The sequence below is a fragment of the Streptomyces sp. NPDC006516 genome (assembly GCF_040611875.1).
Lineage (GTDB): Bacteria > Actinomycetota > Actinomycetes > Streptomycetales > Streptomycetaceae > Streptomyces.
This window is the reverse complement of the sequence record NZ_JBEXPD010000005.1, coordinates 39,703-66,359: the sequence shown is the minus strand read 5'-3', so window position 1 is coordinate 66,359 and position 26,657 is coordinate 39,703. Positions and strand designations below refer to the sequence as shown.

The 26,657-nt window shown below is 71.4% G+C and carries 24 protein-coding genes; 14 read left to right on the top strand and 10 right to left on the bottom strand.

What is annotated here, in order from left to right; genetic code table 11:
* Positions 1-68: 68 nt before the first annotated feature.
* Positions 69-1,061 carry a multicopper oxidase domain-containing protein gene (locus ABZY45_RS16730; RefSeq protein WP_356740575.1) on the top strand — a complete coding sequence of 331 codons (993 nt, stop codon included), beginning with the start codon at positions 69-71 and terminating at the stop codon, positions 1,059-1,061.
* Positions 1,062-1,172: 111 nt separating this feature from the next.
* Here the strand turns inward: ABZY45_RS16730 and ABZY45_RS16725 are convergent, their stop codons facing one another.
* Positions 1,173-3,353: a DEAD/DEAH box helicase gene (locus ABZY45_RS16725; protein WP_356740573.1), complete on the bottom strand. Its 2,181-nt coding sequence runs from the start codon at positions 3,351-3,353 to the stop codon at positions 1,173-1,175.
* Between the two features lie 253 nt (positions 3,354-3,606).
* Between ABZY45_RS16725 and ABZY45_RS16720 the strand changes: the two genes are divergently transcribed.
* Both ABZY45_RS16720 and ABZY45_RS16715 read left to right on the top strand, forming a co-directional pair.
* Positions 3,607-4,398: a VOC family protein gene (locus ABZY45_RS16720; RefSeq protein WP_356740572.1), complete on the top strand. Its 792-nt coding sequence runs from the start codon at positions 3,607-3,609 to the stop codon at positions 4,396-4,398.
* Positions 4,399-4,505: 107 nt separating this feature from the next.
* Positions 4,506-4,757 (top strand): WhiB family transcriptional regulator, encoded by a 252-nt coding sequence (locus ABZY45_RS16715; RefSeq protein ID WP_356740570.1) that lies wholly within the window; start codon positions 4,506-4,508, stop codon positions 4,755-4,757.
* A 25-nt stretch (positions 4,758-4,782) separates the two neighbouring features.
* Here the strand turns inward: ABZY45_RS16715 and ABZY45_RS16710 are convergent, their stop codons facing one another.
* The 4 genes from ABZY45_RS16710 to ABZY45_RS16695 form a co-directional block, all read right to left on the bottom strand.
* On the bottom strand, positions 4,783-5,673 hold the full coding sequence (locus ABZY45_RS16710) for a chitosanase (protein WP_356741073.1): 891 nt from the start codon (positions 5,671-5,673) through the stop codon (positions 4,783-4,785).
* A 225-nt stretch (positions 5,674-5,898) separates the two neighbouring features.
* Positions 5,899-6,876 carry an acyl-ACP desaturase gene (locus tag ABZY45_RS16705; RefSeq protein ID WP_356740568.1) on the bottom strand — a complete coding sequence of 326 codons (978 nt, stop codon included), beginning with the start codon at positions 6,874-6,876 and terminating at the stop codon, positions 5,899-5,901.
* Positions 6,877-7,052: 176 nt separating this feature from the next.
* On the bottom strand, positions 7,053-8,678 hold the full coding sequence (locus tag ABZY45_RS16700; protein ID WP_356740566.1) for an ATP-binding cassette domain-containing protein: 1,626 nt from the start codon (positions 8,676-8,678) through the stop codon (positions 7,053-7,055).
* 211 nt (positions 8,679-8,889) lie between these two features.
* Complete coding sequence (locus tag ABZY45_RS16695; RefSeq protein WP_356740564.1) at positions 8,890-9,306, bottom strand: SsgA family sporulation/cell division regulator; 417 nt, start codon at positions 9,304-9,306, stop codon at positions 8,890-8,892.
* 190 nt (positions 9,307-9,496) lie between these two features.
* On the opposite strand from ABZY45_RS16695, the gene ABZY45_RS16690 reads away from it, so the two are divergent.
* Both ABZY45_RS16690 and ABZY45_RS16685 read left to right on the top strand, forming a co-directional pair.
* Positions 9,497-10,576 (top strand): oxidoreductase, encoded by a 1,080-nt coding sequence (locus ABZY45_RS16690; RefSeq protein WP_356740562.1) that lies wholly within the window; start codon positions 9,497-9,499, stop codon positions 10,574-10,576.
* A 252-nt stretch (positions 10,577-10,828) separates the two neighbouring features.
* Positions 10,829-12,433: a TROVE domain-containing protein gene (locus tag ABZY45_RS16685; RefSeq protein ID WP_356740560.1), complete on the top strand. Its 1,605-nt coding sequence runs from the start codon at positions 10,829-10,831 to the stop codon at positions 12,431-12,433.
* Between the two features lie 106 nt (positions 12,434-12,539).
* Here the strand turns inward: ABZY45_RS16685 and ABZY45_RS16680 are convergent, their stop codons facing one another.
* Positions 12,540-12,839, bottom strand: a complete 300-nt coding sequence (locus ABZY45_RS16680) for a YciI family protein (RefSeq protein ID WP_356740558.1) — start codon at positions 12,837-12,839, stop codon at positions 12,540-12,542.
* Positions 12,840-12,876: 37 nt separating this feature from the next.
* Here ABZY45_RS16680 and ABZY45_RS16675 point away from each other — a divergent pair, with 37 nt between their 5' ends.
* Positions 12,877-13,572 (top strand): endonuclease V, encoded by a 696-nt coding sequence (locus ABZY45_RS16675; protein ID WP_356740556.1) that lies wholly within the window; start codon positions 12,877-12,879, stop codon positions 13,570-13,572.
* A 99-nt stretch (positions 13,573-13,671) separates the two neighbouring features.
* A complete protein-coding gene (locus tag ABZY45_RS16670) occupies positions 13,672-13,794 on the top strand; it encodes a hypothetical protein (RefSeq protein WP_258310186.1) in 123 nt (40 codons plus the stop codon).
* A 25-nt stretch (positions 13,795-13,819) separates the two neighbouring features.
* Here ABZY45_RS16670 and ABZY45_RS16665 read toward each other — a convergent pair whose 3' ends face one another.
* Positions 13,820-15,010 carry a saccharopine dehydrogenase NADP-binding domain-containing protein gene (locus ABZY45_RS16665; RefSeq protein WP_356740553.1) on the bottom strand — a complete coding sequence of 397 codons (1,191 nt, stop codon included), beginning with the start codon at positions 15,008-15,010 and terminating at the stop codon, positions 13,820-13,822.
* 205 nt (positions 15,011-15,215) lie between these two features.
* Between ABZY45_RS16665 and ABZY45_RS16660 the strand changes: the two genes are divergently transcribed.
* The 5 genes from ABZY45_RS16660 (at position 15,216) to ABZY45_RS16640 (ending at position 22,069) form a co-directional block, all read left to right on the top strand.
* Positions 15,216-16,367, top strand: coding sequence for a CaiB/BaiF CoA-transferase family protein (locus ABZY45_RS16660; RefSeq protein ID WP_356740551.1), 1,152 nt, complete (start codon positions 15,216-15,218; stop codon positions 16,365-16,367).
* Positions 16,367-17,401 (top strand): LLM class F420-dependent oxidoreductase, encoded by a 1,035-nt coding sequence (locus tag ABZY45_RS16655; RefSeq protein WP_356740549.1) that lies wholly within the window; start codon positions 16,367-16,369, stop codon positions 17,399-17,401. Before ABZY45_RS16660 ends, ABZY45_RS16655 begins: the two co-directional genes overlap by 1 nt.
* 1 nt (position 17,402) lies before the next feature.
* A complete protein-coding gene (locus tag ABZY45_RS16650; protein WP_356740547.1) occupies positions 17,403-18,545 on the top strand; it encodes an acyl-CoA dehydrogenase family protein in 1,143 nt (380 codons plus the stop codon).
* Between the two features lie 99 nt (positions 18,546-18,644).
* The gene (locus tag ABZY45_RS16645; RefSeq protein WP_356740545.1) at positions 18,645-19,859 is read left to right on the top strand and encodes an acetyl-CoA C-acetyltransferase; all 1,215 of its coding nucleotides are present in this window, start codon (positions 18,645-18,647) and stop codon (positions 19,857-19,859) included.
* A gap of 38 nt (positions 19,860-19,897) precedes the next feature.
* Complete coding sequence (locus ABZY45_RS16640) at positions 19,898-22,069, top strand: 3-hydroxyacyl-CoA dehydrogenase NAD-binding domain-containing protein (RefSeq protein WP_356740543.1); 2,172 nt, start codon at positions 19,898-19,900, stop codon at positions 22,067-22,069.
* A gap of 22 nt (positions 22,070-22,091) precedes the next feature.
* Here ABZY45_RS16640 and ABZY45_RS16635 read toward each other — a convergent pair whose 3' ends face one another.
* Together ABZY45_RS16635 and ABZY45_RS16630 are read right to left on the bottom strand one after the other, a co-directional pair.
* Entirely contained in the window at positions 22,092-22,832 is a 741-nt protein-coding gene (locus ABZY45_RS16635) for a MerR family transcriptional regulator (RefSeq protein ID WP_356740541.1), read from the bottom strand.
* 107 nt (positions 22,833-22,939) lie between these two features.
* The gene (locus ABZY45_RS16630; protein ID WP_356740539.1) at positions 22,940-23,101 is read right to left on the bottom strand and encodes a hypothetical protein; all 162 of its coding nucleotides are present in this window, start codon (positions 23,099-23,101) and stop codon (positions 22,940-22,942) included.
* Between ABZY45_RS16630 and ABZY45_RS16625 the strand changes: the two genes are divergently transcribed.
* Together ABZY45_RS16625 and ABZY45_RS16620 are read left to right on the top strand one after the other, a co-directional pair.
* A complete protein-coding gene (locus ABZY45_RS16625; RefSeq protein ID WP_356740537.1) occupies positions 23,034-24,866 on the top strand; it encodes an AMP-dependent synthetase/ligase in 1,833 nt (610 codons plus the stop codon). The two genes, ABZY45_RS16630 and ABZY45_RS16625, sit on opposite strands and share 68 nt — an antisense overlap.
* 41 nt (positions 24,867-24,907) lie before the next feature.
* Positions 24,908-25,384 (top strand): macro domain-containing protein, encoded by a 477-nt coding sequence (locus ABZY45_RS16620; RefSeq protein WP_356740535.1) that lies wholly within the window; start codon positions 24,908-24,910, stop codon positions 25,382-25,384.
* A 107-nt stretch (positions 25,385-25,491) separates the two neighbouring features.
* Here ABZY45_RS16620 and ABZY45_RS16615 read toward each other — a convergent pair whose 3' ends face one another.
* Complete coding sequence (locus ABZY45_RS16615) at positions 25,492-26,655, bottom strand: acyl-CoA dehydrogenase family protein (RefSeq protein WP_356740533.1); 1,164 nt, start codon at positions 26,653-26,655, stop codon at positions 25,492-25,494.
* Positions 26,656-26,657: the final 2 nt, after the last annotated feature.

Sequence of the window (26,657 nt, the reverse complement as noted above, 5' to 3'; positions counted from 1 at the left end):
CCCGACTACCGTGTGGGCCGTCCAGGGGAGCAGCGCGTCAGTTTCCTTCTCGCAGTGGGGAGTTCGACATGGACCGCAGGACCTTCAACCGCAGGATGCTGGTGGGCGGCGGGGTGGCGGCCGCCACCGGAGTGACATCGATGTCACTCGGTGCGGTGCAGGCCACCTCCGCGGAGAACCCCGCGAAGACGGCCGCCGCGGGAGGGGCGGTGCGCCATCTCAAGCTGTACGCGGAGAAACTGGCGGACGGTCAGCTCGGATACGGCTTGGAGAAGGGCAAGGCGTCGATCCCCGGCCCCCTCATCGAGATCACCGAGGGCGACACGCTGCACATCGAGTTCGAGAACACCACGGACGTCGACGCCAGCCTCCACGTGCACGGCGTCGACTACGACATCGCGAGCGACGGCACCCGGATGAACCGAAGCCATGTCGAACCGGGCGGCACCCGCACGTACACCTGGCGCACGCACGCCCCGGGCCGGCGCAAGGACGGCACCTGGCAGGCGGGCAGCGCGGGTTACTGGCACTACCACGACCACGTCGTCGGCACGGACCACGGCACGGGCGGCATCCGCAAGGGCCTGTACGGGCCGCTCGTCGTCCGCCGCAGGGGAGACGTCCTGCCGGACAGGACGATCACGATCGTCTTCAACGACATGACGATCAACAACAAGGCGGCGCACGAAAGCCCCAACTTCGAGGCCACCGTGGGCGACCGGGTCGAGGTCGTGATGATCACGCACGGCGAGTACTACCACACGTTCCACATCCACGGGCACCGCTGGGCCGACAACAGGACGGGGCTGCTCACCGGCCCCGACGATCCCAGCCGAGTGATCGACACGAAGATCTGCGGCCCCGCCGACTCCTTCGGCTTCCAGATCATCGCGGGCGAGCACGTGGGGGCCGGCGCGTGGATGTACCACTGCCACGTCCAGAGCCACTCCGACATGGGGATGGCCGGACTGCTGCTGGTCGCCAAGGCGGACGGCACGGTCCCGGGGTACGACCCGCCGCACCACGCGGCCGGTGCCGCCGGGGACGCGCACGAGCACTGAGTGCGCGGCCGGGGGACGCACCCGGGGTCCGCCCGCGACCGAGGGCGCGCCCCCGGTGCCGTCCCACGGCAAAGGGCGCGCCTGAGCGGCGGGCACGGGGCGGCAGCCCGGTCAGACCTCGGCGGCCAGCCGCGACTGCTCCTCCTCGACGATCCGCCGGGCGAGGTTCCCGTCCGAGACGTCCACCGCGTCGGGCGTCGCCTCGGCGACATCACTGCGCCGTGCGTACGCGTCGAAGAGCCGGTCCTTGCGTGCCAGGATGTCCAGCAACCGCTGGTCGACGCTGTCCGCCGCGAGGAGCCGGTGCACCCGCACGGTCCGTATCTGCCCCATGCGGTGTGCCCTGGCCACCGCCTGGTGCTCCATCGTCGGCTTGATCTGCGGTTCGCACAGGATGACGACCGACGCCGCCTGGATGTTCAGGCCGACACCGCCGGCCTGTATCTGGCTCAGCAGCACCGCGTGCCCGTCCGCCGCGTCGAAGGAGTCGACCAGCTCCTGCCGGCGCGCGGCCGGGACCGAGCCGGACACCGGGCCGAACACCCCGTCGCCCAGAGCCTCCCGGACCGTGCTGAGCACCTCGCGGAAGTACGAGAACACCACGACCTTCAGTCCGTTGGCCTCGGCCTCCGCGACGAGTTCGCGCAGCCGGTTCAGCTTGGCGGACGTCTCGGGGCGGGCGTACGCGGCGCGGCGCATCCGCATGAAGTGACCCGACCCGACCGCCTCGCGATACGCCTGTGAGTCGGCGGGCGAGAACTCCTCCCACTCGTCCGCCCGCACCAGCGCCGGGAGTTCGGCGAGGACGTCCTCCTGGTTGCGGCGCAGATAGGCGGGGGCGACGGCCCGGCGGAACGCGTGCGAACCGGCGACCCCGTGCGTGGAGGTGACCAGCGGGGCCAGCTCGGGCCGCAGCCGGCGCACCAGGCTCCGGAACTCCTCGACCCGGTTCTCCATCGGGGTCCCGGTCAGGAACAGCACCCTCTCGGTGTGCTCCGTCCAGCCGCTCACAGCGCGGGCGCGGCGGGTCTCGGGGTTCTTCACGAAGTGCGCCTCGTCCACGACCACCATGCCCGGCCTGATCCCGCTCCGCGGGCCGTCCGGCAGCGTGTGCAGCGCGTCGAAGGTCGTCACGGCGACCCCGCCCCGCTCGCACCACTCGGCGAACGCGTCCTGCCGCTCGGGTCCGTGCACCGGCACGGGCCGCAGGGTGGAGCGGGCGGCGACCTCGCGCCGCCAGTTGATCAGCACGCTCGCGGGGCACACCACCAGGAAGTGGCTCTCGCCCCCGGCCGCGAGATGCGCCAGCGCCGCGATGGCCTGCACGGTCTTGCCGAGCCCCATCTCGTCGCCGAGCACGACCCGCTTCTGGGTCAGTGCGAAGCGCGCGCCGAAGGACTGGTAACCGCGCAGCGAGACCCGCAGACACGTGTCGTCCAGCCGCAGCCCGCGCACCCGCTCCGCGATCCCGGCGGGGATGAAGCCCTCGGCGGCGTCCCGGTCGGGCTCGCTGCCCGACAGCTCGGCCAGCAGGCTGTAGTACTCGGGGGAGCGCAGCTCGAAGTCGACCCAGGCCTCCGCTTCCGACGCGGGGCCGCGCAGCAGGTCGACGGACACCTGCCCGAACAGCGTCCGCAGCCCCCGCGCGGCGGCGTCCTCCGTCATCGTCCGTACGGAGGCGACGGCGGCCAGCGCCCGCGCGGCGCCCGCCCGGCCGGCGAAGAGCATCCGGAGCCGGCTCCGCGCCGGCGCCGCCGCGGCGAGCAGCGGTTCCAGCTCCCCGGTCAGACGGCGGGCGGCGTCGACCGCCCTGCGCACGTCCGGGCCGCCCTCGACGAGGCGGTGCAGGGCGACGAGCAGCGCGGTCGTGGCCGCGTCCGCCGTGTCCACGTCCATCCGTACGGCGACGGTGTCCCGGACCGCGTGCGCGATCTGCCGGGCCGCGGCCAGCGCCTGGTCGGCGGTGTGCGCGCCGACTCCGGGGATCTGGCGGAGCTCGTAGCGCCCCGCTCCGTGGACCTGTCCGACGCTCGTGTATCCCGCCTGCTCCAGCGCGCCGAGGCGCAGCCTGCCCTCCGTGACGTCAGCGAGCCGTGCCACGGGGATGGAGGCCAGTTCCAGCCCGACGAGGGAGTCCAGCAGCGGGGTGATCGCGGCGCGCGCCGACTCGACGGCACGGTGGTGGTCGTCCAGCACCGTGCGGGCCGCCCCGGCGAGTTCCCCGGCGTTCCCGAGCAGCTCCCGAGCGGCTCTCCCCGTGGGTGTCCGGCCCGTGGGTCCGGCCTGCGTCATGTACGTCCCTCTGTCCCCGCCACCGTGCTCCGCCAGCGCGGGGCCCCTGCCACGACCGGTCCATCGTGCCACGTGTCCCGCTGCGCCCCGTGCACGCGAACTGCGGTTGTCGGTGGCGGGTGCAAGACTCGGACAGAAGCGGCACATCCCTGTTCGACCAGGACAAGCGGGATGTTCGACCAGATTCGACCCGGACCGGCCGGACACCCGGCCAGGACGCGCGAGACAACGGAACTCGCCGAAGGAGCACATCATGCTCGACCCAGCTTTCGTCACCGGCGCCCCCAACTGGATCGACCTCGGCACCCCCGACGTCGAGGCGGCCACGGCCTTCTACGGCGGCCTCTTCGGCTGGGAGCTGGTGCCCGGCGGACCGGAGACCGGTGGCTACGGCATGTACCAGCTAAGGGGAAAGACCGTCGCGGGCGTCATGACCGTGCCGCCGGAACAGGGGAAGCCCGCCTGGTCGGTGTACTTCCAGACCCCTGACGCCGACGCCACCGCGCGGTCGGTCGAGCAGGCCGGAGGCACCGCGGCGTTCGCCCCGATGGACGTGCTCGACTACGGACGCATGGGCGGGTTCACGGACAGCACCGGTGCGTACTTCGGTGTCTGGCAGCCCGGGACGAACACCGGACTCGGCATGATCATGGAGTCCGGCTCGCTGATCTGGTCCGAGCTCTACACCCCGGACGTACCCGCGGCAGCGGCCTTCTTCCACACGGTCTTCGGGTGGCAGACCCAGGACATGTCCTATCCCGACGGCTCCTACACGGTCGTCCGGCCCGCGGGCACCGAGAGCGAGGAAGCCTCCTTCGGCGGGCTCGTCCCGCTCGACGAGGTGCCCAGCCAGGCCGAGGCGGGACCGCACTGGCTGCCGTACTTCGCCGTGGACGACGTCGACGCCGCGGCGGCCGCGGCGGAGCGGCTGGGCGGCCGGGTGACCGCGGCGGCCTCGGACGTGCCGGAAGTCGGCCGGATCGCGACCTTCGCGGACGCGGCGGGCGCGGCCTTCGCGGTGATCAAGCCCGTCCCGATGTCGTAGTCGGCCTGCGGGAACGGCCGCGCCGAGGATGCGGCCCTCCGCCCGGCCGGCCGTTCGTTGAACGGTCGTTGATCACTTGTTTATCGCCACGGGGCACGGTGGGCACCATGCCGATCAACACCACGACCGACGAGCTCACCTGGCAGGAGACCGCGTTGTGCGCGCAGGCCGGGCCGGAGTTCTTCTTCCCGGCGCCGGGCAGCTCCACCCGGGAGGCCAAGCAGCTGTGCAATGCCTGCGAAGGCCGACTGGCGTGCCTGGAGTACGCACTCGCCCACGACGAGCGCTTCGGCGTATGGGGCGGGCTCTCCGAGAAGGAGCGCGAGCGGCTGCGCAGATCGCGCCCCGCCGTGCGCTGAGCAGCCGTCCGCGAGACCTTCCCCGTCAGGTGATGCGGAAGGTCTCGCCGTACACCTGCCACACCAGGGGCTTCTCGAGGGCCAGGTTGCCCTCGTCCAGGAAGACCCGTTGCGCCGTGTCGATCCTGGACGTGTCACGCTGCACCTTGCGGGCCCTGATCGCCGACCTGGTCTCGTCCAGGAAGGCGTCGAGATACACCTTCTCGTCGCCGCCCTCGGCCGCAGTGTCCGCCGACTCCATCGCGGCGTCGCGGATGCCGTAGAAGCCGTCCGCCTCGATGCCGGGCCCGTGCAGCACCATCGCGTCGTAGTAGATGAACTGCCCCAGGGTGCCGAGCCCGTCCAGCTTCGCCAGCCGGACCGCCGGCTCGAAGTACAGCCTGTCCCGCGTCTCGTCCTGGGCCGCGCGGAAGGCCGGGTCCTCGGCCGCCTCGCGCCACGCGTCCGTGAAGCCCGGATCCAGACCCTCGTGCGAGTCGGTCCCGTCCACCGCGCGCAGCGCGGGGAGGAACGGGGCGAGCGGATTGCCGGGGTGCTCGTCGGTGTAGCCCTCGACCAGTTGCAGCATGTCGTTCGTACCGGAACAGAAACCGATGATCCCGGCCGTGTAGCCGGTACCGTCCCCGATGTCCTCGATCGCTCCGTACTGGCTGCGCCAGTCCAGGGTGGACGCCTCGGCGCTGGCCACCAGCTGGGAGGCGGTCTCCTTCATCTCCGGAGCGGCGAGCCCCGGCGGCAGGGCGTCGATCTCCTCGGTCTGCTCCTCGGCCTGTTCCGCCGCTTCCGGCTTCGCCGCGCCGGTCTGCGTCGGTCCGGCCGTCCGGCCGGTCACCCTGGGCGGCTCGGAGTCGCCGCCGCTGAACAGGATCGAAACGCCGATGACAATCGGCGCACCGAAAAGAACGAGACGTGTCACTGGTTTCACCCGGCACAGAGTACGTTCCGTGAAGCTCGGGGGTGGCATCAGGCGGAGCGGCTTCGAGGCGGAGCGGCAGCAACGCGAAGTGGCGGCGCACGCGGGGAGCGTGCGCCGCCACCGGGCCGTCGGACCGGGGAGCGGATCCCGATGCGAGGCCGAAGGGCGAACAGCCCGGCCCTGGGTTCGAGCCGTGGGACGCGGTCCCGGGGGTCAGCCGGAGTTTCAGGCCTGGGCGGCGCGGGCCGCCAGACGGGCCTTGCGGGCCGCCAGCTTCTCGTCGAACTTCGACGCCTCGCTGTCAAGGCCGCTCATGTACAGGCCCAGCTCTTCCTGCGCCTTGAGTCCCTCCGGGCCGAGGCCGTCGATGTCGAGGACCTTCAGGTAGCGCAGCACGGGCTGGATCACGTCGTCGTGGTGGATGCGCATGTTGTAGATCTCGCCGATCGCCATCTGCGCGGCGGCGCGCTCGAAGCCGGGCATGCCGTGTCCGGGCATGCGGAAGTTGACGACGACGTCCCGCACGGCCTCCATCGTGAGGTCCGGGGCGAGCTCGAAGGCCGCCGCCAGCAGGTTGCGGTAGAAGACCATGTGCAGGTTCTCGTCGGTCGCGATCCGTGCGAGCATCCGGTCGCAGACCGGGTCGCCGGACTGGTGGCCGGTGTTGCGGTGCGAGACGCGGGTGGCGAGCTCCTGGAACGCGACGTACGCCACCGAGTGCAGCATGGAGTGGCGGTTGTCGGACTCGAAGCCCTCGGCCATGTGGGCCATGCGGAACTCTTCGAGCTTGTCAGGGTCCACGGCGCGCGAGGTCAGCAGGTAGTCGCGCATCACGATGCCGTGCCGGCCCTCCTCCGCGGTCCAGCGGTGCACCCAGGTGCCCCAGGCGCCGTCGCGCCCGAAGAGGGAGGCGATCTCGTGGTGGTAGCTGGGGAGGTTGTCCTCGGTGAGCAGGTTCACGACGAGGGCGATCCGACCGATGTCGGTGACCTTGGACTGGCTGGTCTCCCACGCTTCGCCGTCCTCGAACACGCCGGGGAAGTTCCGGCCGTCGGAGAACGGTACGTACTCGTGCGGCATCCATGCCTTGGCGACCTTGAGATGGCGGTTGAGTTCCTTCTCCACCACCTCCTCCAGTGCGTACAGCAGTTGGGCGTCGGTCCACGCCTTCGAGCTGCCGAGGTGGGGAGAGGTGATCGTCACGGGTCGCTCCTGGGGACGGGAGAATTACCTACGGCTTCGTAGGTTACGTGACCGTAGGTTAAGGCGGCGGTAAGGCCCCAGCCAACCCCCGCCCCGCGTGCCGTTCGTCACCCACCGTCATTCATGCAGGTCAGGGGCGTTCGTGGAGGGACAAGTCAGGCACCCACAATCCCCGTCTACCCGAGTTGACCGGGGTCGATGTCATGCAGACCTCCCTCGTCGAGGGCCAGCCAGCGGGTGATCTCCAGAGACCGGAGGAACGGCATGTCGTGGCTCGCCACGATCAGCGCCCCCTCGTACGCCGACAGCGCCGAGGTCAGGCGGTGCACTCCGGGCAGGTCGAGGCTGTTGGTCGGCTCGTCCAGCATCAGCAGGCGGGGAGCGGGCTCGGCGAGCAGCAGGGCGGCGAGTGTCGCCCGGAAGCGCTCCCCGCCCGAGAGGGTCCCGGCCGGCCGGTCCGCGCGGGCCCCCTTGAAGAGGAAGTGCGCGAGCCTGGCGCGGATGGCGTTGTCCGTGGCGCCCGGGGCGAAGCGGGCCACGTTGTCCACCAGCGAGAGGGAGTCGTCGAGGACGTCCAGGCGCTGCGGCAGGAAGCCCACCGGTACCTGTACGCTCGCCTCGCCGGACAGTGGAGCGAGCGACCCGGCGACGGTACGCAGGAGCGTCGTCTTTCCCGCGCCGTTGCGGCCGGTGAGCGCTATCCGTTCCGGCCCGCGCAGATCCCACTCGCCCTGTACCCGTGCCCCGTGGGCGAGTTCGAGATCGCGCAGCAGGAGCACACCGAGACCCGGATGTACCCGGGTGTGCGGCAGCTCGATGCGGATCGTCTCGTCGTCGCGCACCGCCTCGACCGCCTCGTCGAGGCGCTCCTCCGCCTCCGCGAGCCGCTCCGTGTGCATGATGCGGTGCTTGCCCGCCGACTCCTGAGCCGTCTGCTTGCGCTGGCCCATCACAGCCTTCGGCTCGCGCTTGGTGTCCCACATCTTCTGCCCGTACCGCTTGCGCCGGGCCAGCTTGACGTGCGCCTCGGCCAGCTCGCGCCGCTGCCGCCGTACGTCGGCCTCCGCGACGCGCACCATGCGTCCGGCGGCCTCCTGCTCCACGGCCAGGGCCTGCTCGTACGCCGACAAGGGCCCTCCGAACCAGGTGACGTCGCCGTCACGCAGATCGGCGATCCGGTCGACCCGCTCCAGCAGCTCCCGGTCGTGGCTGACGACGACCATCACGCCGGTCCAGGCGTCGACGGCGCTGTAGAGGCGTCCGCGGGCGTACAGATCGAGGTTGTTCGTCGGCTCGTCCAGCAGCAGGACCGAGGGGCGGGCCAGGAGGAGGGCGGCCAGGCGCAGCAGCACGCACTCCCCGCCCGACAGTTCGCCGATCGTCCGGTCCAGCCCCGCGCCGGCCAGGCCCAGCTCGTCGAGCAGCGCCAGGGCGCGTTCCTCGACGTCCCAGTCGTCACCGACCGCGGTGAAGTGCTCCTCCCGGACGTCGCCCGCCTCGATGGCGGCGAGCGCGGCCCGCTTCCCGGCGACACCCAGCACCTCGTCCACCCGCAGCGCGGTGTCCAGGACGAGATTCTGGGGGAGGTATCCGATGTCGCCGACCGTCGTGATCCGGCCCGCGGACGGGGCGAGTTCGCCGGCGATCAGCCGCAACAGGGTCGATTTTCCACAGCCGTTACGGCCGATGAGCCCGGTCCGGCCGGGACCGACGGAGAGCTGGAAGGAGCTGAAGACCTCACTCCCGTCGGGCCACGAGAACGACAGGGAGGAATAGGTGATGTGGGTGGTGGCTGGAGGCACAAGAGTCTCCCGGCTGCGTCGAGGAAAACGGGGAACGGCTCGGACACACTGAGGTCACGCAGAGGCACGCGTGCGACGGCACGCGGCACGGTGTGCGGACAACTCTCAGATGTGGAGCAATGTCCTTCTCCGATACGACGACAGCAGGGACACCGAAGACGTTACGGACGGCCTTCGCCGTCGCGCAACCGAATTCGGGCCGGCCCGAAGCTCAGCAGGAACCGTCCAGCAGATCCGTCAGGCCGCCGTCCAGATCCATGAAGCGGTACTCGTCACCCACCGGGACCAGCTCCTGGGCGCGCGCGAGGAAATGGCGCAGCTCCGACGTCCGCACGTGCACCATGGCGATGCCCTCGACGGCGTGGAACTCCAGAACCGTGCGGTCGTATCCGAACGGCCTCACCCGGACGTCCCCGACCCCGGCAGGCGCGTCCATACCCGTGGCGAGCAACTCGCGGGAGAACTCCCACGCCACCTCGGTGCCTTCGAGGGTCGCGCGGGCCGGGAACGCCATGCGTACGGCGAAGGGATCCTTGCGGTCGTACTGGAGGGTTGCGGGCAGAGTCTCCATACGCGGCGCGGACGCGACCATACGGGCCTGCACGGACTGCTCGATAACGCTGGACAAGACCTGCTCCCTCTCGCCTCAAACGACGGTTCCCGGCATTGGAGTAGACGCCGGAACGCCTCCGTCCGTGCACTGGCGGGTTGCGTGAGCTGCGTCACCGCCCCGCCGCCCCGGCTCTCCCCGATCACCTGCCCCGTTTCGGCCGGCGCACCCTGGACGCCCGGCTACCTGTGCGTTAGCTTCCAGCGCCATGAGGCCCTTGCGGAGGACGCGACAGCTGACGGCGACGGCACTCTGCGGGGCGGCGGTGATCGCGGCGCTGGCCGCGCCGCCGGCGCAGGCTGCCCCGGAGAAGCACCAGGAGCCCGGATGGGTGCTCTCCACGACGGGGTCGGACGCACGCTTCCGCGGTCTCGCCGCGGTGGGCCGGGACGCGGCCTGGGTCGCGGGCTCCGGGGGCACGGTCCTGCGCACCGTCGACGGGGGCCGGCACTGGAGCGATGTCTCGCCCCCGGGCGCGGCGGGGCTGGAACTCCGCGACATCGAGGCGTTCGACCGGCGACGGGCGGTGGCACTGGCCATCGGCGAAGGAGAGGCGTCGCGTGTCTTCCGTACCGAGGACGGCGGAACCACCTGGACCGAGTCCTTCCGCAACACCGACGCCCGCGCCTTCTACGACTGCCTGACCTTCTTCGACAGCCGCCACGGGCTCGCGATGAGCGACCCGGTGGACGGCAGGTTCCGCATCCTGTCCACCTCCGACGGCGGACGGAACTGGCGGGTGCTGCCCGACGCGGGGATGCCCGCCGCGCAGCCCGGCGAGGCGGGGTTCGCTGCGAGCGGCCAGTGCCTGGTCAGCTCGGGCGCCCGGGACGTCTGGCTCGCCACCGGTGGCGCGGCGACCGCCCGCGTGCTGCACTCCCGGGACCGTGGACTGACGTGGACCGAGACCGAGTCGCCGATCCCGGCGGGGGATCCGGCGCGCGGTGTCTTCGGCCTCGCGTTCCGCGACCGTACGCACGGCATCGCGGTGGGCGGCGACTACCGCGCTGACCAGCCGTCCCCGGCCGCCGCCTCCGTCACCCGGGACGGCGGCCGGAGCTGGGAGCGCTCGGCCACCCCGCCGCCGGCCTACCGCTCCGGCGTGGCATGGCTGCCGCACAGCGCGCGGTCGGCGCTGGCCGTGGGTCCGACGGGAACCGACCTCACCCGGAACGGCGGACGCACCTGGCGGACCGTGGACACCGGCTCGTACGACACGGTGGACTGCGCACCGGACGGCGGCTGCTGGGCATCGGGCGAGAAGGGCCGCGTCGCCCGGCTGCGGTGACGGCGCGAGAAATGAGTGGTGCGCGGTCCCGCGGCCCCTCTAGGGTGGCAGCGCGACCGCGCCCCCGATGCGCCCGGCTGCGGCTACTTCCTTCTGACATCCAAGTTACGCCGCGGCCCTCTTCTTGATCTCGGAGGCGCGGCCGTTCCCGCCCGGGCCCGCCCATATGCCTGTCGGCGGCCGTCCGTTGCTCGAATCCGGGGGGATTCACTGCCTCGTCACACCCAGCGCGTCTCCAAGATCTGGACGGAGATGCTCGTGGCCCCGCACGTCTCGGCGGCCGCCCGCACCGCCTCCTCACGGCCGGGATCCCGCCCCGGCCCGGCCGAACAGAAGCTCAGGACGCACGCCGGGGGCCCGGCCTTCGTCCGGGAGCCCCGGGAGGAACTCTTCCTCCTGGCCGTCGGCAACTTCGTCACCCAGCAGACCTTCTACGAGAGCGGCCAGGAGCGCGACGACCGCTACGTCAGCCTCGTGAGCCGGCTCGCCGTCGAGGATCCGGTGTGGACGGCCGACCTGCTGCGCCGGCTCCGCGCCGAGGGCAACATGCGTACCGCGCCCCTGGTGGGCGCCGCCGCGTACGTCCGGGCCCGGCTCGCGGCCGGGGTCGCCGAGGGCCCGTCCAACCGGTCCGTGATCGACTCGGTGCTCCAGCGCGCCGACGAACCGGGGGAACTCCTCGCCCACTGGATCTCGGCGTACGGACGGAACGTGCCGCAGCCCGTCAAGAGGGGCATCGCCGACGCCGTGCGGCGGCTGTACTCCTCGCGGTCGCTGCTGAAGTACGACACCGCGTCCAAGGCCTTCCGCTTCGGCGACGTGCTCAACCTGGTGCACGCGTCCCCCGACCCGGCGAAGCCCTGGCAGGGAGCACTGTTCCGGTACGCCCTGGACCGCCGGCACCACCCCGAGCGGGCGGTCCCGCCGCCCTCCGACCGGTTGCTGACCGCGCACCGGGCACTGACGGAGCTCCAGCCCGACGAGTGGCGCGCGGTGGTGACCGGCCCGGGCGGCGCCGAGCGGCTGGCCGAGGCGGGCGTGACCTGGGAGGCCGTGGCGGGCCGGCTCCAGGGGCCGATGGACGCCGCCGTGTGGGAGGCCGTGATCCCGTCGATGGGGCCGATGGCCCTCGTGCGCAATCTGCGGAACTTCGACGAGGCGGGAGTCTCCGACGAGGTGGCGGCCCAGGTCGCCGCACGGATCTCGGACGCCACCGAGGTCGCCCGGTCCCGGCAGTTCCCCTTCCGCTATCTTGCCGCCCACCGGCACGCGCCCTCACCGCGCTGGGCGGACCCGCTGGAACGAGCGCTGGGCCACTCGCTGGCCGCCGTTTCCACCCTGCCCGGCCGGACGCTGGTCCTCGTCGACCGGTCCGACTCCATGTTCTGGGACACCGTCTCCGAGCGCTCGGAACTCACCCGCGCCGACGCGGCAGCCGTCTTCGGCGCGGCGGTGGCGCTACGGGCCGAGCACGCCGACCTCGTGCAGTACGGCTGGTCCAGTGCGGCGGTGCCGTTCCGGGCCGGGGAGCCGGTGCTGGAGATACTGGAGCGCTTCCGTGCTCTCGGGGGCACGTACACCACGAAGGCGCTCCGCACCCACTTCAGGGGCCACGACCGGGTCCTGATCGTCACCGACGAGCAGGACGCGCCCCCGGGCCCCGGCGGGCTCGCGGACCCGGTGCCGGCGGACACCCCGGTCTACACCTGGAACCTGGCGGGGTACCGGCCTGCCCACGGCCCCACGGGACCGCACCGGCACACCTTCGGAGGACTCACGGACGCCGCGTTCAGGACGGTCGGTCTCATCGAGGCCGGCAGCCACGCGGACCGCCCGTGGACCGCCGGCTCGGCATGAGGCGCTGCGGGTCCGGGCTGCCGGCCCGGCACGAGGCGCACCGGCGGCGGGGCTGCCGGCCCGGCCCGGCGCGCACCCGAGCCGGGCCGCCCAGGAACGGGCGCTCCTAGCCGGGCAGTTGCTGACGGTACGGCGCGAGCGCGTCCGAGGTCTTCGTCGCGAGGAACTCCGTGATCCGGTAGGCACACACCCCGTGTGCGGCGAAGGGGTCGGAGGCCGCGATGCGCTCGATCTCGGCGCGGTCGTCGCCCACGGCCAGGATCACACCGCCGTCGCGGGGGTTCTTGCGCCCGGAGGCGATGAACACCCCGGCCGCGTACTGCGCGTCCAGCCAGCTGACGTGCTCCGTCATGAGGGCGTCGACGCGCTCGACCGGTGCCGTGTAGGTCAATTCGAGTACGAACATGACCGGCAGGTTACCGGGCTGCCTAGACTGGCCCGTCATGACGACTTTCCGGACGCCTGCCGACGAGGCCGAGGCCCGCGCCGTCCAGGACGCGCTGCGCACCCGCGTGGTGCTGGACGAGACGGGGCCGGAGCCCGGCGCCGGGCGGGTCACCGGTGTCGACGTGGCCTACGACGACGAGCGCGATCTGGTCGTCGCGGCGGCCGTCACCCTGGACGCCGCAACCCTCGGAGTGATCGCCGAGTCCACCGCCACGGGCCGCGTCTCGTTCCCGTACGTCCCAGGGCTCCTGGCCTTCCGTGAACTCCCCACCGTCCTTGCCGCGCTGGAGGGCCTGCCGGCGGATCCGGGACTCGTCGTCTGCGACGGCTACGGACGGGCCCACCCGCGCAGATTCGGGCTCGCGAGTCACCTGGGTGTCCTCACCGGACTGCCCGTCATCGGTGTCGCCAAGAACCCCTTCACCTTCCGCTACGAGCAACCCGGCCCCCGACGAGGCGACTTCACCCCGCTCATGGACGGCGACGAGGAAGTGGGCCGGGCGTTGCGCACGCAGGACGCGACCAAGCCCGTCTTCGTCTCGGTCGGCCACCGCACCGGACTGGACAACGCCTGCGCCCATACGCTCGCGCTGGCCCGGGACTTCCGCCAGCCCGAGACCACCCGCAGGGCCGACGCCCTGTGCCGGTCCGTTCTCAGGGAAGCGATCGGAAGCGATCGGCTGACCCGGTAGCCGGTCCGGCAACTGTTGCCGACTGAGTACGAATACGGATGTTGCTCGTCGAACATCAGGGGCAGGCTGGTACACATGATCGACCACCACACTCCTCAGATGAGCACCGGAACCGTACGTCTCTCGCAGCGCGGCGTCGCCGTGGGCATGACCCTCGGCGTCCTGGCGGGCGCCGGCTGGACCGTGTCCATGGTCGTCACGCTGGCGTCCTGGATGCTCTGACCGGCCGCGTCCGCCCGTCCCGGGCTCAGCGCACCGTCGCGACCCGGAAGCGCAGCCCGGCCTTCGTCAGCCGGTGCAGCAGCGCATCGCCCGCCACGACCGCGGTCGTGACCTGTCCCGACGTCGCGGGCAGGTCGTCGAAGGCGAGGGCGAGAGCCGTCTCGGCGAGCATCTTCGCCGTCTCGCCGTAGCCGGGGTCGCCCCCGGACACCTCCGTCCACACCTGCCGGCCCCCGCCCTCGCCGATGAAACGGACGGTGAACCAGCTGCGGCGCCTGCGCTGCTCGTCAGGGCCCGTGCCCGGTTCGACCCGCGCCGAGAGCCAGGCCCGAGCGGCCGGGATCTGGGCGGCTCCGGCCAGCAGGGCCACGGCGGCCGTCCCGCCGAGCGCCATCGGCAGGCGTTTCACGGAGGCGAAGTGCCGGTAGCGGAAGTCGGGACCGTAGCGCTCCAGCGCTCGCGCGGACCGCTCGACGACGCGAGGGTCAAGGGTCGGCAGGGGCAGGGCCCAGGTGCCGGTCTCCGGGCTGAAGTGGGGCGAGCCCTGCGGGGCGCGGGCCCGGCGCCCGACGAGCCGCGGCTCGTGCAGCCGGCGTTCCCTGGCGGCCCGTAGGGTCTGCTGCCCGCGGCTCATCGCGGTCAGCGCCGAGGCGAACGTACCGCCCGAGAAGACCGCGTCGGTGCGGACGTAGCCGTCCACCGTCAGCGGGACCCCCTCGGGGAGCTGCCGGACGGTGAAGTAGACCCCGAGGTCGTGCGGTACGGAGTCGAAGCCGCAGGCGTGCACGAGGCGGGCGCCGGTCTCGCGGGCCCGGGTGTCGTGCTCCAGATACATGCGGTCGACGAACTCCGGTTCCCCGGTGAGGTCGGCGTAGTCGGTACCGGCCTCCGCGCAGGCGGCCACCAGTTCCTTGCCGTGCTGGATGTACGGTCCGACCGTCGACGCCACCACGTGGGTGGACTCGGCGAGTTCACGCAGGGCCGCGGCGTCGTCCGCGTCGGCCGTGAGCAGCGGCAGGTCCGCGCAGTGCGGACGGTTCACCGCGAGGAGGGCGCGCAGCTGCTCCAGCTTGCCGCGGTCGCGGCCCGCCAGTGCCCAGCGGCAGCCTTCCGGCGCGTGGCCGGCGAGATATTCGGCGGTGAGCGCCCCAACGAAGCCGGTGGCTCCGAAAAGGACGACGTCGTAGGGGCGTTCTGCCCCGTTCTGCCTGTTCATGAGTGCCTCCGCAGGGCCCGGCGCAGATGTGGCAGGCAGAGGTTAGCGGAGGTGTTCGTGGTGCCGTGCGGCCGGGCGGGCTCCGGTGCGAGAGGATCCCCTGAAAAGAACTAAGCGCTTGCTCGGCCAAAAGGGTTGTGCGGAGCGCGGTCCCTTCTTAGCATCATCGATGTTACATCAGTTGTGTCACACCGCTGGGGGCTTGATGGCAACGACAGGACAAGGGCCGCAGGGCCCGTTGACCGGGGTGCGCGTCGTGGAACTGGCGGGCATCGGCCCGGGGCCGTTCGCCGCGATGCTCCTCGCCGATCTCGGGGCCGACGTGGTGCGCGTGGACAGACCGGGCGGTTCGGTCATCGGCATCGAACCCGCCTTCGACCTCACCAACCGCAACAAGCGCTCCGTCCTCGTCGATCTGAAGGCCGAGGGCGGGGCCGACACGGTCCTCGACCTCGTCGAGCGTGCCGACGTACTCATCGAGGGATACCGGCCCGGCGTCGCGGAGCGCCTCGGCGTCGGCCCCGAGGTGTGCCTGAAGCGCAATCCGCAGCTCGTCTACGGCCGGATGACCGGCTGGGGCCAGGACGGACCGCTGGCCGACCGGGCGGGCCACGACATCTCCTACATCGCTCTCACCGGCACCCTCTCCATGATCGGCAGGTCCGGCGAGCCGCCCACCGTGCCCGCCAATCTGGTCGGCGACTTCGCCGGCGGCTCGCTCTACCTGGTCGTCGGCGTGCTCGCCGCCCTCCAGCACGCGCGTACGCCCGGCGGAACGGGGCAGGTCGTGGACGCCGCCATCGTCGACGGCGCCTCCCATCTCGCCACGATCATCCACGGGATGCTGGCGGCCGGAAGCTGGCAGGACCGGCGCGGCGCCAACCTCCTCGACGGCGGATGCCCCTTCTACGGCTCCTACGCGACCTCCGACGGCGAGTACATGGCGGTCGGACCCCTGGAACCCCGGTTCTACGAGGAATTCGCCCACCACCTCGGACTGGGGGAGGAGGCGCCGGACCGAAACGACCCCGGGCGCTGGGAGGAGCTGCGGGCCCTCGTCGCCGACCGTTTCAGCACCCGCACGCGCGCCGAGTGGACGGAGGTCTTCGAGGGGACGGACGCCTGCGTCGCGCCCGTCCTCTCGCTCCGTGAAGCACCGCACCACCCTCACCTCGCCGCCCGCTCCACCTACGTGGAGCACGGCGGACTCACCCAGCCCGCCCCCGCCCCCCGCTTCTCCGTGACGCCCGTCTCCGTGCGCAGCGCGCCGGCGCTGCCCGGAGCGGACACCGAGGCCGTCGCCGCGGACTGGGGCCTGCCGGGCCTGCTGACCACCGGGAAGGACACGACCGGCTGATGGAACTCTCCCTGCCGCTGAACTACGCGGGTGACCCGCGCGTCGCCTGCGACCAGGTCGCGGAACTCGAGTCCGCCGGACTCGACGCCGTCTGGGTGGCCGAGGCGTACGGCTTCGACTCGCCGACCCTGATGGGTTACCTCGCCGCCCGCACCGAACGCATGAAGATCGGCGCGGCGATCCTCAACGTCTACTCCCGCACCCCCGCCCTCATCGCCCAGACCGGCGCCGGTCTGGACGCCGTGTCCGGCGGCCGGGCGCTGCTCGGACTGGGCGCGTCGGGGCCGCAGGTCGTGGAGGGCTGGCACGGCAAGCCGTACGACAAGCCGCTCGGCCGCACCCGTGAGACCGTCGAGCTCTGCCGGCGGATCTGGCGCCGCGAGATCATCGACCATCACGGCATCACCGACATGCCGCTTCCCGAGGAGAAGGGCGGCAGGCTCGGCAAGCCGCTGAAGATCCTCACCAAGCCGGTGCGCGACACCATTCCGCTCTACGTGGCCTCCCTCGGCCCGGCGAACGTCAGGATGACCGCCGAGATCGCCGACGGCTGGCTGCCCACGCTCTACATCCCGGAGAAGGCCCAGCAGGTCTGGGGCACCGCGCTCGCCGAAGGCGCCGCGAAGCGCGACCCCGCGCTGGGACCCCTGCAGACCGTCGCGGGCGGCCTGCTGGCCATCGGCGAAGACGCGGCGGCCGTCCGTGACCTGGCCCGCCCGCAGATCGCGCTGTACGTCGGCGGCATGGGCGCGCGGGGCAAGAACTTCTACAACGACCTCGCCGTCGCCTACGGCTACGAGAAGGAGGCCGCCACCATCCAGGATCTCTACCTCTCAGGGAAGAAGAGGGAGGCCGAGGCGGCGGTTCCCGACGAGTTCTGCGAACTCATGACGCTCTGCGGCCCCGAGGGCTACGTACGCGACCGCGTCGAGGCCTTCCGCGAGGCCGGGGTCACCATGCTCAACGTCACGCCCGTCGGCCCCGAGCCGGCGCGGTTGATCTCCACCGTCAAGAACTGGCTCCAGGGGGCTTGAAGTGCAGCGGAAGATCTTCACCGAAGAGCACGACGCGTTCCGCGAGACCGTCCGCACGTTCCTGGTCAAGGAGGTCCTCCCGCACTACGAGCAGTGGGAGAAGGACGGCATCGTCTCGCGCGAGGCCTGGCTCGCGGCCGGCCGGCAGGGGCTGCTCGGCCTCGCCGTCCCCGAGGAGTACGGGGGCGGAGGCAACGCCGACTTCCGCTACAGCGCGGTCATCGCGGAGGAGTTCACCCGGGCGGGGGTGGCCGGCCTCGCACTCGGCCTGCACAACGACATCATCGGTCCCTACCTCACCGGCCTCGCCACCGAGGAGCAGAAGCGCCGCTGGCTGCCCGGCTTCTGCAGCGGTGAGACGATCACCGCCATCGCCATGACGGAACCCGGCGCGGGCTCCGACCTCCAGGGCATCCGTACCACCGCCGAGGACAAGGGCGACCACTGGCTCCTCAACGGCTCGAAGACCTTCATCTCCAACGGCATCCTCGCCGACCTCGTCATCGTCGTCGCCAAGACCTCACCGGAGGGCGGTGCGAAGGGCCTGTCGCTGCTCGTCGTCGAGCGCGGCGCCGAGGGGTTCGAGCGGGGCCGCAACCTGGACAAGATCGGCCAGAAGTCCCAGGACACCGCCGAACTGTTCTTCAACGACGTACGCGTTCCCAAGGAGAACCTCCTCGGCGAGCTCGACGGCGCCTTCATCCACCTCATGACCAATCTGGCCCAGGAGCGGATGGGCATAGCGGTCGCCGGGATCGCCGCCGCCGAACACCTGCTGGAGATCACCACCCAGTACGTCAAGGAGCGTGAGGCCTTCGGGCGCCCGCTCTCCAAGCTCCAGCACATCCGCTTCGAGATCGCCGAGATGGCCACCGAGTGCGCCGTCACCCGGACCTTCCTCGACCGGTGCATCGCCGACCACTCCGACGGGACGCTCGACGCCGTGCACGCGTCGATGGCCAAGTGGTGGGCCACCGAGCTCCAGAAGCGTGTCGCCGACCGCTGCCTCCAGCTCCACGGCGGATACGGATACATGACGGAGTACCGGGTCGCCAAGGCGTTCACCGACGGCCGTATCCAGACCATCTACGGCGGCACGACCGAGATCATGAAGGAGATCATCGGCCGTTCGCTGCTCGCCTGACCCAGGGCCTCCCGTCCGGGGCGCGCCAGGCCCGCGTGATCCGGCCCGATCCGGACGGAAGACCCCACCCGCCCAGCACCGACCCGAAAGGCAGCTGCCTTGAGTACCGAAGCATTCGTCTACGACGCGATCCGCACCCCGCGCGGCCGTGGCAAGGCCAACGGCGCCCTGCACGGCACCAAGCCGATCGACCTCGTCGTCGGTCTCATCCACGAGATCCGCGACCGATTCCCCGGCCTCGACCCGGCGGCCATCGACGACATCGTCCTCGGAGTCGTCAGCCCGCTCGGCGACCAGGGCTCCGACATCGCCCGTATCGCCGCGATCGCCGCCGGACTCCCGGACTCCGTCGCGGGCGTACAGGAGAACCGCTTCTGCGCCTCCGGCCTGGAGGCCGTCAACCTGGCCGCAGCCAAGGTGCGTTCGGGCTGGGAGGACCTCGTACTCGCCGGTGGCGTCGAATCGATGTCCAGGGTGCCGATGGGCTCCGACGGCGGCGCCTGGGCCATGGACCCGATGACCAGCTTCGAGACCGGCTTCGCCCCGCAGGGCATCGGCGCCGACCTCATCGCCACCCTCGAGGGCTTCTCGCGCCGTGACGTCGACGAGTACGCCGCGCTGTCCCAGGAGCGCGCCGCGATCGCCTGGAAGGAGGAGCGCTTCGCCCGCTCCGTCGTCCCCGTCAGGGACCGCAACGGGCTGCTCGTCCTCGACCACGACGAGCACATGCGCCCCGGCACCACCGCCGACTCACTGGCCTCCCTCAAGCCGTCCTTCGCGGCGATCGGCGAGATGGGCGGCTTCGACGCCGTGGCCCTGCAGAAGTACCACTGGATCGAGAAGATCGACCACGTCCACCACGCGGGCAACTCCTCCGGGATCGTCGACGGCGCCGCCCTCGTCGCGATCGGCTCCAAGGAGACCGGCGAGCGTTACGGGCTCACCCCGCGCGCCCGGATCGTCTCCGCGGCGGTCTCCGGCTCCGAGCCGACCATCATGCTGACCGGCCCGGCGCCCGCCACCCGCAAGGCGCTGGCCAAGGCGGGGCTCACCATCGACGACATCGACCTCGTCGAGATCAACGAGGCCTTCGCCGGAGTCGTCCTGCGCTTCGCCAAGGACATGGGCCTGAGCCTCGACAAGGTCAACGTCAACGGCGGCGCCATCGCACTCGGCCACCCGCTGGGCGCGACCGGCGCGATGATCCTCGGCACGCTCATCGACGAGCTGGAGCGGCAGGACAAGCGCTACGGCCTCGCCACCCTCTGCGTCGGCGGCGGCATGGGCATCGCCACCGTCATCGAGCGTCTCTGACCGTCCCCCGGCCACCCCTGCTTACGGAGAAGACAAGAATGACCGAGAGCACGACCATCCGCTGGGAACAGGACGAGACCGGCGTCGTCACCCTCGTACTCGACGACCCCGACCAGTCCGCCAACACGATGAACCAGGGCTTCAAGGATTCCATCGCGGCCGTCGCCGAGCGCGCGGCCGCCGAGAAGGACTCCATCCGGGGCATCATCTACACCTCCGCCAAGAAGACCTTCTTCGCGGGCGGCGACCTCAAGGACATGATCAAGATCGGTCCGGAGAACGCCCAGGAGGCGTTCGACGCCGGAACCGCCATCAAGCGGTCGCTGCGGGTCATCGAGACCCTCGGCAAGCCGGTCGTCGCCGCCATCAACGGCGCGGCGCTCGGCGGCGGTTACGAGATCGCGCTCGCCGCCCACCACCGCATCGCCCTGGACGCCCCCGGCTCGCGTATCGGCCTGCCCGAGGTCACCCTCGGCCTGCTGCCCGCGGGCGGCGGCGTCACCCGCACCGTACGGCTGATGGGCATCACCGACGCGCTGCTGAAGGTGCTGCTCCAGGGCACCCAGTACACCCCGCACCGGGCCCTGGAGAACGGTCTGGTCCACGAGGTCGTCGCCACCCGCGAGGAGATGCTCGAGAAGGCCCGCGCCTTCATCGACGAGCACCCCGAGTCGCAGCAGCCGTGGGACGTCAAGGGCTACCGGATCCCCGGCGGCACCCCGTCGAACCCGAAGTTCGCGGCCAACCTGCCCGCCTTCCCCGCCAACCTGAAGAAGCAGCTCGCGGGCGCCCCCATGCCGGCCCCCCGCAACATCATGGCCGCTGCTGTCGAAGGGGCGCAGGTCGACTTCGAGACCGCGCAGACCATCGAGGCGCGCTACTTCACCGAGCTGGTCACCGGCCAGGTCGCGAAGAACATGATCCAGGCGTTCTTCTTCGACCTGCAGGCCGTCAACTCCGGCGCCAGCCGCCCCGCCGGCGTCGAGGAACGCCAGGTCCGCAAGGTCGCCGTCCTCGGGGCCGGGATGATGGGCGCGGGCATCGCCTACTCCTGTGCCCGCGCCGGCATCGACGTCGTGCTCAAAGACGTCTCCACCGAGGCGGCGGCCAAGGGCAAGGCCTACAGCGAGAAGCTCCTCGCCAAGGCGCTCTCCCGGGGCCGTACGACCGAGGCGAAGCGCGACGAGCTGCTGGCCCGCATCACCCCGACCGGCGACCCGGCCGACCTCGCCGGCTGCGACGCCGTGATCGAGGCCGTCTTCGAGGACACCGCGCTCAAGCACAAGGTGTTCCAGGAGATCCAGGACATCATCGAGCCGGACGCCCTGCTCTGCTCCAACACCTCCACGCTGCCCATCACCGTGCTCGCCGAGGGCGTCACCCGGCCCGCCGACTTCATCGGCCTGCACTTCTTCTCGCCCGTCGACAAGATGCCCCTCGTCGAGATCATCAAGGGCGAGAAGACCGGGGACGAGGCCCTGGCCCGCGCCTTCGACCTGGTGCGCCGCATCAAGAAGACCCCCATCGTGGTCAACGACTCACGCGGATTCTTCACCTCGCGGGTCATCGGCCACTTCATCAACGAGGGCGTCGCGATGGTCGGCGAGGGTGCCGAGCCCGCGTCGGTCGAGCAGGCGGCGGCACAGGCCGGCTACCCGGCCAAGGTGCTCTCGCTCATGGACGAACTGACGCTCACCCTCCCGCGCAAGATCCGCATCGAGACCAGGCGCGCCGTGGAGGAGGCGGGCGGCACCTGGGCCACGCACCCCGCGGACGAGGTCGTCGACCGCATGGTCGACGAGTTCGGGCGGCCGGGCCGCAGCGGGGGAGCCGGCTTCTACGAGTACGGCGAGGACGGCAAGCGCGGTGCGCTCTGGCCGGGCCTGCGTGAGCACTTCACGAAGCCGGGCGCCGAGATCCCGTTCGAGGACATGAAGGAGCGGATGCTCTTCTCCGAGGCGCTGGACAGTGTCCGCTGCCTGGAGGAGAACGTCCTCATGACCGTCGCCGACGCCAACATCGGCTCCATCATGGGTATCGGCTTCCCGCCTTGGACGGGCGGCGTGCTCCAGTACATCAACGGTTACGAGGGCGGCCTGCCCGGCTTCGTAGCCCGCGCCCGGCAGCTCGCGGAGCGCTACGGCGACCGCTTCCTGCCGTCCCCGCTCCTGCTGGAGAAGGCGGAGAAGGGCGAGACCTTCCACGACTGACGGTGCCGAAGGCGGGCCGCGTTCACTTCCGCTCCCCGCGGGTGAACGCGGCCCGCAGTTCCTCCTTCAGCGAGCGCTGGAAGGCCGTCAGGAGGGCCTGGAGCACCATCGGCTGCATATGGACCGAGAGGGACCTCATCGCCTCCACGCGCTCGGGGTCCGACTCCCGCTCCCGGTAGGGGTGCCACACCTCGTCCCGGAACAGCCGGGTCAGTTCGTGGGCCGCCGACCGGGTGTGCTCCAGCAGGACCGTGCGCGCGGCCAGGATCGTCTCGTGCGCGATGGGCACGTCCAGGAGCTCCACCCCGAGCCGCAGCAGCCCCGGGTCCACACGCAAGGGCCCCTCGGGCGTCGAGGGGCGCTCCAGCACGCCCATGGCGGCGAGCCGGTCCACGTCCTGCGCGCTCAGGGGCCGGCCCGCCCGCCGTTCCAGCTCGGCACGCTCCATGTCCTCGGCTGAGTCCGGGGCCCAGGAAGCCACCAGGGCACGGTGGATTGCCAGGTCCTTCGCGCTCAGGTCGGGGGGCAGCTGCTGGAGATAGCGCTCGATCGCCGCGAGCGTCATGCCCTGATGCTGGAGTTCCTCGATGAGGGCCAGCCGGGAGAGGTGGTCGTGCCCGTAGTGCCCCACCCGCCGGGGCCCGATCACCGGGGGCGGCAGCAGGCCCCTGGTGCTGTAGAAGCGCACGGTGCGCACGGTGACCCCCGCGCGCGCCGCCAGTTCGTCGACGGTCAGCGTCGGCTCTTCCGTCCCGGTCGCCATGTCCACTCCTCGTTGTTGCCAAGGCACCACTGCTCACGTGCCGCTGTGCCGGTGCTCGTGCCTGTGTCTGTCCCTGTGCACCAATCAGGTGCAACAGTATTGCTGTCTCACCACTGTTGTGAAAGTGTCCGGCAGCATCGAAGCGCAGTCTTACCCCCGGTGCGGACCGCATGGGTCCGACCGAACGGACAGGAGGCGGCCGTGACCACGATCCTGCGACTTCCCACCGAACCCGAGCAACTCACACTCCCCGCCCTGCTGCTGCGCAACGCCGAGGACCACGGTGATCTTCCCGCCCTCTCCTGGCGCACGGCGACCGACGGCGGGAACGACGCCGGCTGGACCACCCTCACCTGGCGCGAGGTACGCGGCGAGGCAGCCGTACTCGCCGCCGGCTACAGCTCCCTGGGGGTGCAGCGCGGCGAGCAGGTTCTCATGATGATGGGCAACCGGCCCGAGCACTGGCTCAGCGACGTGGCCCTCACCCACCTCGGTGCCGTGCCCGTCACCGTGTACGGCACGTCGGCCCCCGGGCAGACCGCACACATCGCCCGGCACAGCCGTGCCCGGGTCGCCGTGGTCGAGGGCGCCCGTGAACGGGAGCTCTGGGAGCCCCTGCTGGCTGACCCCACCGTGCCGCTGGAGAAGCTCGTCGTCGTGGAGCCGGCGGACGCCGGGCCGCACACGTCGTACGCCTCGCTGCACGGGACGGGGGAGCGGCTGCGGAGCGAGGAAACCTTCGACAAGGCCTGGCGCGAGACCCGTGCGCAGGACCCGCTGACGGTCGTCTACACCTCGGGCACCACGGGCGACCCGAAGGCCGTCCCCATCACTCACCGCAGCATGGTGGTCAACGCCCTCGCCCTGGACCGGGTGGTGGAGCTGCCCGACCACGTCGAGCACATCTGCTATCTCCCCTTCGCCCATATCGCCGAGCGGATGCTGGGCATCTACCTGCCGGTGTTCCGGGCCTCGCACGTCCATCTCTGCGCGGACACCGCGGCCGTGGCCGCCACCGCGCGCTCCCTGCACCCCGCCCAGTTCTTCGGGGTGCCCCGCGTGTGGGAGAAGCTCGCGGCATCCGTGCGGGCGGCCCTGGCGACGCTGCCGGAGGACCGGCGGGCCGCCATCGAGGAGGCGGGCGAGACGGCCCGTGAGCACGTCTCCTACCGGGAGCGGGGCGAACAGCCCCCCGCCGAGCTGGAGGCCGCCTACCGGCGCGCCAAGGAGACCGTCCTGGACCCCGTGCTCGCCCTGGCGGGCTTCGAGCGCCTGGTGTGGACGGCCAGCGCCTCCGCGCCCATGCCGCTCGACGTGGTGCGCTTCTGGGCGGGCTTCGGCATCGTCATCATGGACGCCTGGGGCCTCACCGAGACCGTCGGCGTGTTCACCACCAACAGCCCGTCGGCCTTCCGGCTCGGATCGGTCGGACGCCCGCTGGACGGGCTGGAGCTCAAGATCGCCGAGGACGGTGAGATCTGCGTCCGGGGGGAGACCGTTTTCGCGGGCTATCTGCGCGCCGACGGGACCGTGGACGGGGCGCTCGACGCGGACGGCTGGTTCCCCACCGGGGACATCGGCAGGGTCGACGACGACGGCTACCTGTGGCTCACCGACCGCAAGAAGGAAATGATCATCACCTCGACGGGGAAGAACGTCTCCCCGGCGCTCGTCGAGAACACCCTGAAGGAACACCCTCTGATCGGCCAGGCCCTCGTCCACGGGGACGGACATTCCTACCTCGTGGCCCTGCTCGTGATCGACACGGAGATGGCACCGGCCTGGGCGGCAGCCCGCGGCATCGAGGGCGACCCGGCCACCCACCCCGAGGTCCACGAGGAGATCGCACGCGCCGTCGAGGCCGCCAACGCCCGGCTGAACCGCACCGAACAGATCAAGCGTTACCGGGTGCTGACGCGGGAGTGGGGCCCGGAGACCGGAGAGCTCACGCCCTCCCTGAAGCTCCGCCGGCGCGTGATCCGCGACCAGTACGGCGAGGTCCTCGACGCGCTCTACGCGGAGGGCGGGGACTGAGCGAACGGCCCCTTGTCGGTGGTGCCTTGTACCGTGACGACATGCCGGGGATCACGTATGTACGGGGGGACGCCACCGCGCCGCAGGGCAAGGGCGTCAAGCTGATCGTGCACGTCTGCAACGACCTGGGCGGCTGGGGCAAGGGCTTCGTCCTCGCCCTGTCCCGCCGCTGGCCCGAGCCCGAAGCCGCCTACCGCCGCTGGCACCGCGAGCGCGCCGGTAACGACTTCGGGCTGGGGGCCGTCCAGTTCGTCCAGGTGTCCCCGTACGTCCAGGTGGCGAACATGGTGGGCCAGCGGGGGATGCGCACCGGCAGCAAGGGCGTGCCCGTGCGCTACGAGGCGATCGACGAGGGCCTGCGGAAGGTCGCGGTGCGAGCCGCCGAGCTCGGTGCCTCGGCGCACATGCCGAGGATCGGCTGCGGGCTGGCGGGCGGCAGTTGGTCCAGGATCGAACCCCTCGTCACCGAGCGGCTGGTGAAGGCCGGTGTCGAGGTGACGGTCTACGACCACGGCTGAGGGTGGTATCGGCGCGGGCCGCCCCTGCCGGCATGGCTGGGGCCGTGTCACCGCCGCTTCCGGGGCCGGCCCACGACAGGCCCCGGAAGCCGGCGGACGGTGTCTCCTCAGAGGCCGTAGCTCTTGCCGATGATGTCGCGCTGGATCTCGCTCGTGCCGCCGTACACCGTCGACACGACGGCCGTCCGCAGATGGCGCTCCATGTCGTACTCGGTGGCGTAGCCGTAACCGCCCATCATCTGCATGCCCTCCAGCGCCGCGTGGCGGGCCGTCTCGGTGGCCTTGAGCTTGGCCATGGACGCCTCACGGGGGAACAGCCTCTCCGGCTCGGCGTCGCAGGCCGCCGCCACGTCGAAGACCAGCAGGCGGGCGCACTCGATCTCCGTGGCCAGGTCGGCCAGCCGGTGCCGCAGCGCCTGGAAGGACCCGACCGGGCGGCCGAACTGCTCACGCCCCCGCACATAGGCGACGGTGTCCTCCAGGATCCGCTCCGCCAGCCCCAGCATGTTCGCCGCCAGGAAGAGCCGCTCCGCGTTCAGGCCCGCCATCAACTGCGTCCAGGCGCGGTCGGCCGTGCCCACCACGGCGTCGGCCGGCAGCCGGACATCGGTGAGGAAGACGTCGTTGACCTCGCGCCCGCCCATCGTCTCGATGGGCCGGATCTCGATGCCGGGCGTGGCGGCCGGCACATGGAACATGGTCAGCCCCTCATGCTTCGCACCGCCGGACCCGGTCCTCGCCACCAGCAGGATGTGCTCCGCCAGATGCGCGTTGGAGATCCACGTCTTGTGCCCGTCGATCACCCAGCCGCCGTCCTCCGCGCGCTCGGCCCGGCAGCGCAGCGCCGCCACGTCGGATCCCGCCCCGGGCTCCGACATCGCGATGGAGAGCACCTGTCCGGCCACCGCGCCACCGACCGCGGCCTTGCACTGCTCCTCGCTGCCGAAGCGCTCGTAGGCCTTCGCCGTGATCACGGAGGTGATGAAACCTCCCGCCGGCACCAGGCCGCGGGCCGTCTCCCGCAGGAACAGGCAGGCATCCGTCATCCCGCCGCCCGCGCCTCCGTACGCCTCGGGCAGGCACACCCCGAGCCAGCCGAGCTCGGCCATCCGGGCGTAGAGCGACGGGGCGTGCGGCCCGCCCGTCTCCGCGGCCAGGGAATCACGCTGCTCCCGGGTACCGCACTCGCGCCGGGCGAAGTCGCGCAGCGCCGTGACGAACGCCTGCTGTTCGGCGGACGCGGACCGGGGAAGGGCATGGGTGACGGACATGG

Coding starts and splice junctions, on each gene's coding strand:
- ABZY45_RS16730 (WP_356740575.1), top strand. CDS start 69: ATGGACCGCAGGACCTTCAACCGCAGGATGCTGGTGGGCGGCGGGGTG.
- ABZY45_RS16725 (WP_356740573.1), bottom strand. CDS start 3,353: ATGACGCAGGCCGGACCCACGGGCCGGACACCCACGGGGAGAGCCGCT.
- ABZY45_RS16720 (WP_356740572.1), top strand. CDS start 3,607: ATGCTCGACCCAGCTTTCGTCACCGGCGCCCCCAACTGGATCGACCTC.
- ABZY45_RS16715 (WP_356740570.1), top strand. CDS start 4,506: ATGCCGATCAACACCACGACCGACGAGCTCACCTGGCAGGAGACCGCG.
- ABZY45_RS16690 (WP_356740562.1), top strand. CDS start 9,497: ATGAGGCCCTTGCGGAGGACGCGACAGCTGACGGCGACGGCACTCTGC.
- ABZY45_RS16685 (WP_356740560.1), top strand. CDS start 10,829: ATGCTCGTGGCCCCGCACGTCTCGGCGGCCGCCCGCACCGCCTCCTCA.
- ABZY45_RS16680 (WP_356740558.1), bottom strand. CDS start 12,839: ATGTTCGTACTCGAATTGACCTACACGGCACCGGTCGAGCGCGTCGAC.
- ABZY45_RS16675 (WP_356740556.1), top strand. CDS start 12,877: ATGACGACTTTCCGGACGCCTGCCGACGAGGCCGAGGCCCGCGCCGTC.
- ABZY45_RS16670 (WP_258310186.1), top strand. CDS start 13,672: ATGAGCACCGGAACCGTACGTCTCTCGCAGCGCGGCGTCGCCGTGGGC.
- ABZY45_RS16665 (WP_356740553.1), bottom strand. CDS start 15,010: ATGAACAGGCAGAACGGGGCAGAACGCCCCTACGACGTCGTCCTTTTC.
- ABZY45_RS16660 (WP_356740551.1), top strand. CDS start 15,216: ATGGCAACGACAGGACAAGGGCCGCAGGGCCCGTTGACCGGGGTGCGC.
- ABZY45_RS16655 (WP_356740549.1), top strand. CDS start 16,367: ATGGAACTCTCCCTGCCGCTGAACTACGCGGGTGACCCGCGCGTCGCC.
- ABZY45_RS16640 (WP_356740543.1), top strand. CDS start 19,898: ATGACCGAGAGCACGACCATCCGCTGGGAACAGGACGAGACCGGCGTC.
- ABZY45_RS16635 (WP_356740541.1), bottom strand. CDS start 22,832: ATGGCGACCGGGACGGAAGAGCCGACGCTGACCGTCGACGAACTGGCG.
- ABZY45_RS16620 (WP_356740535.1), top strand. CDS start 24,908: ATGCCGGGGATCACGTATGTACGGGGGGACGCCACCGCGCCGCAGGGC.
- ABZY45_RS16615 (WP_356740533.1), bottom strand. CDS start 26,655: ATGTCCGTCACCCATGCCCTTCCCCGGTCCGCGTCCGCCGAACAGCAG.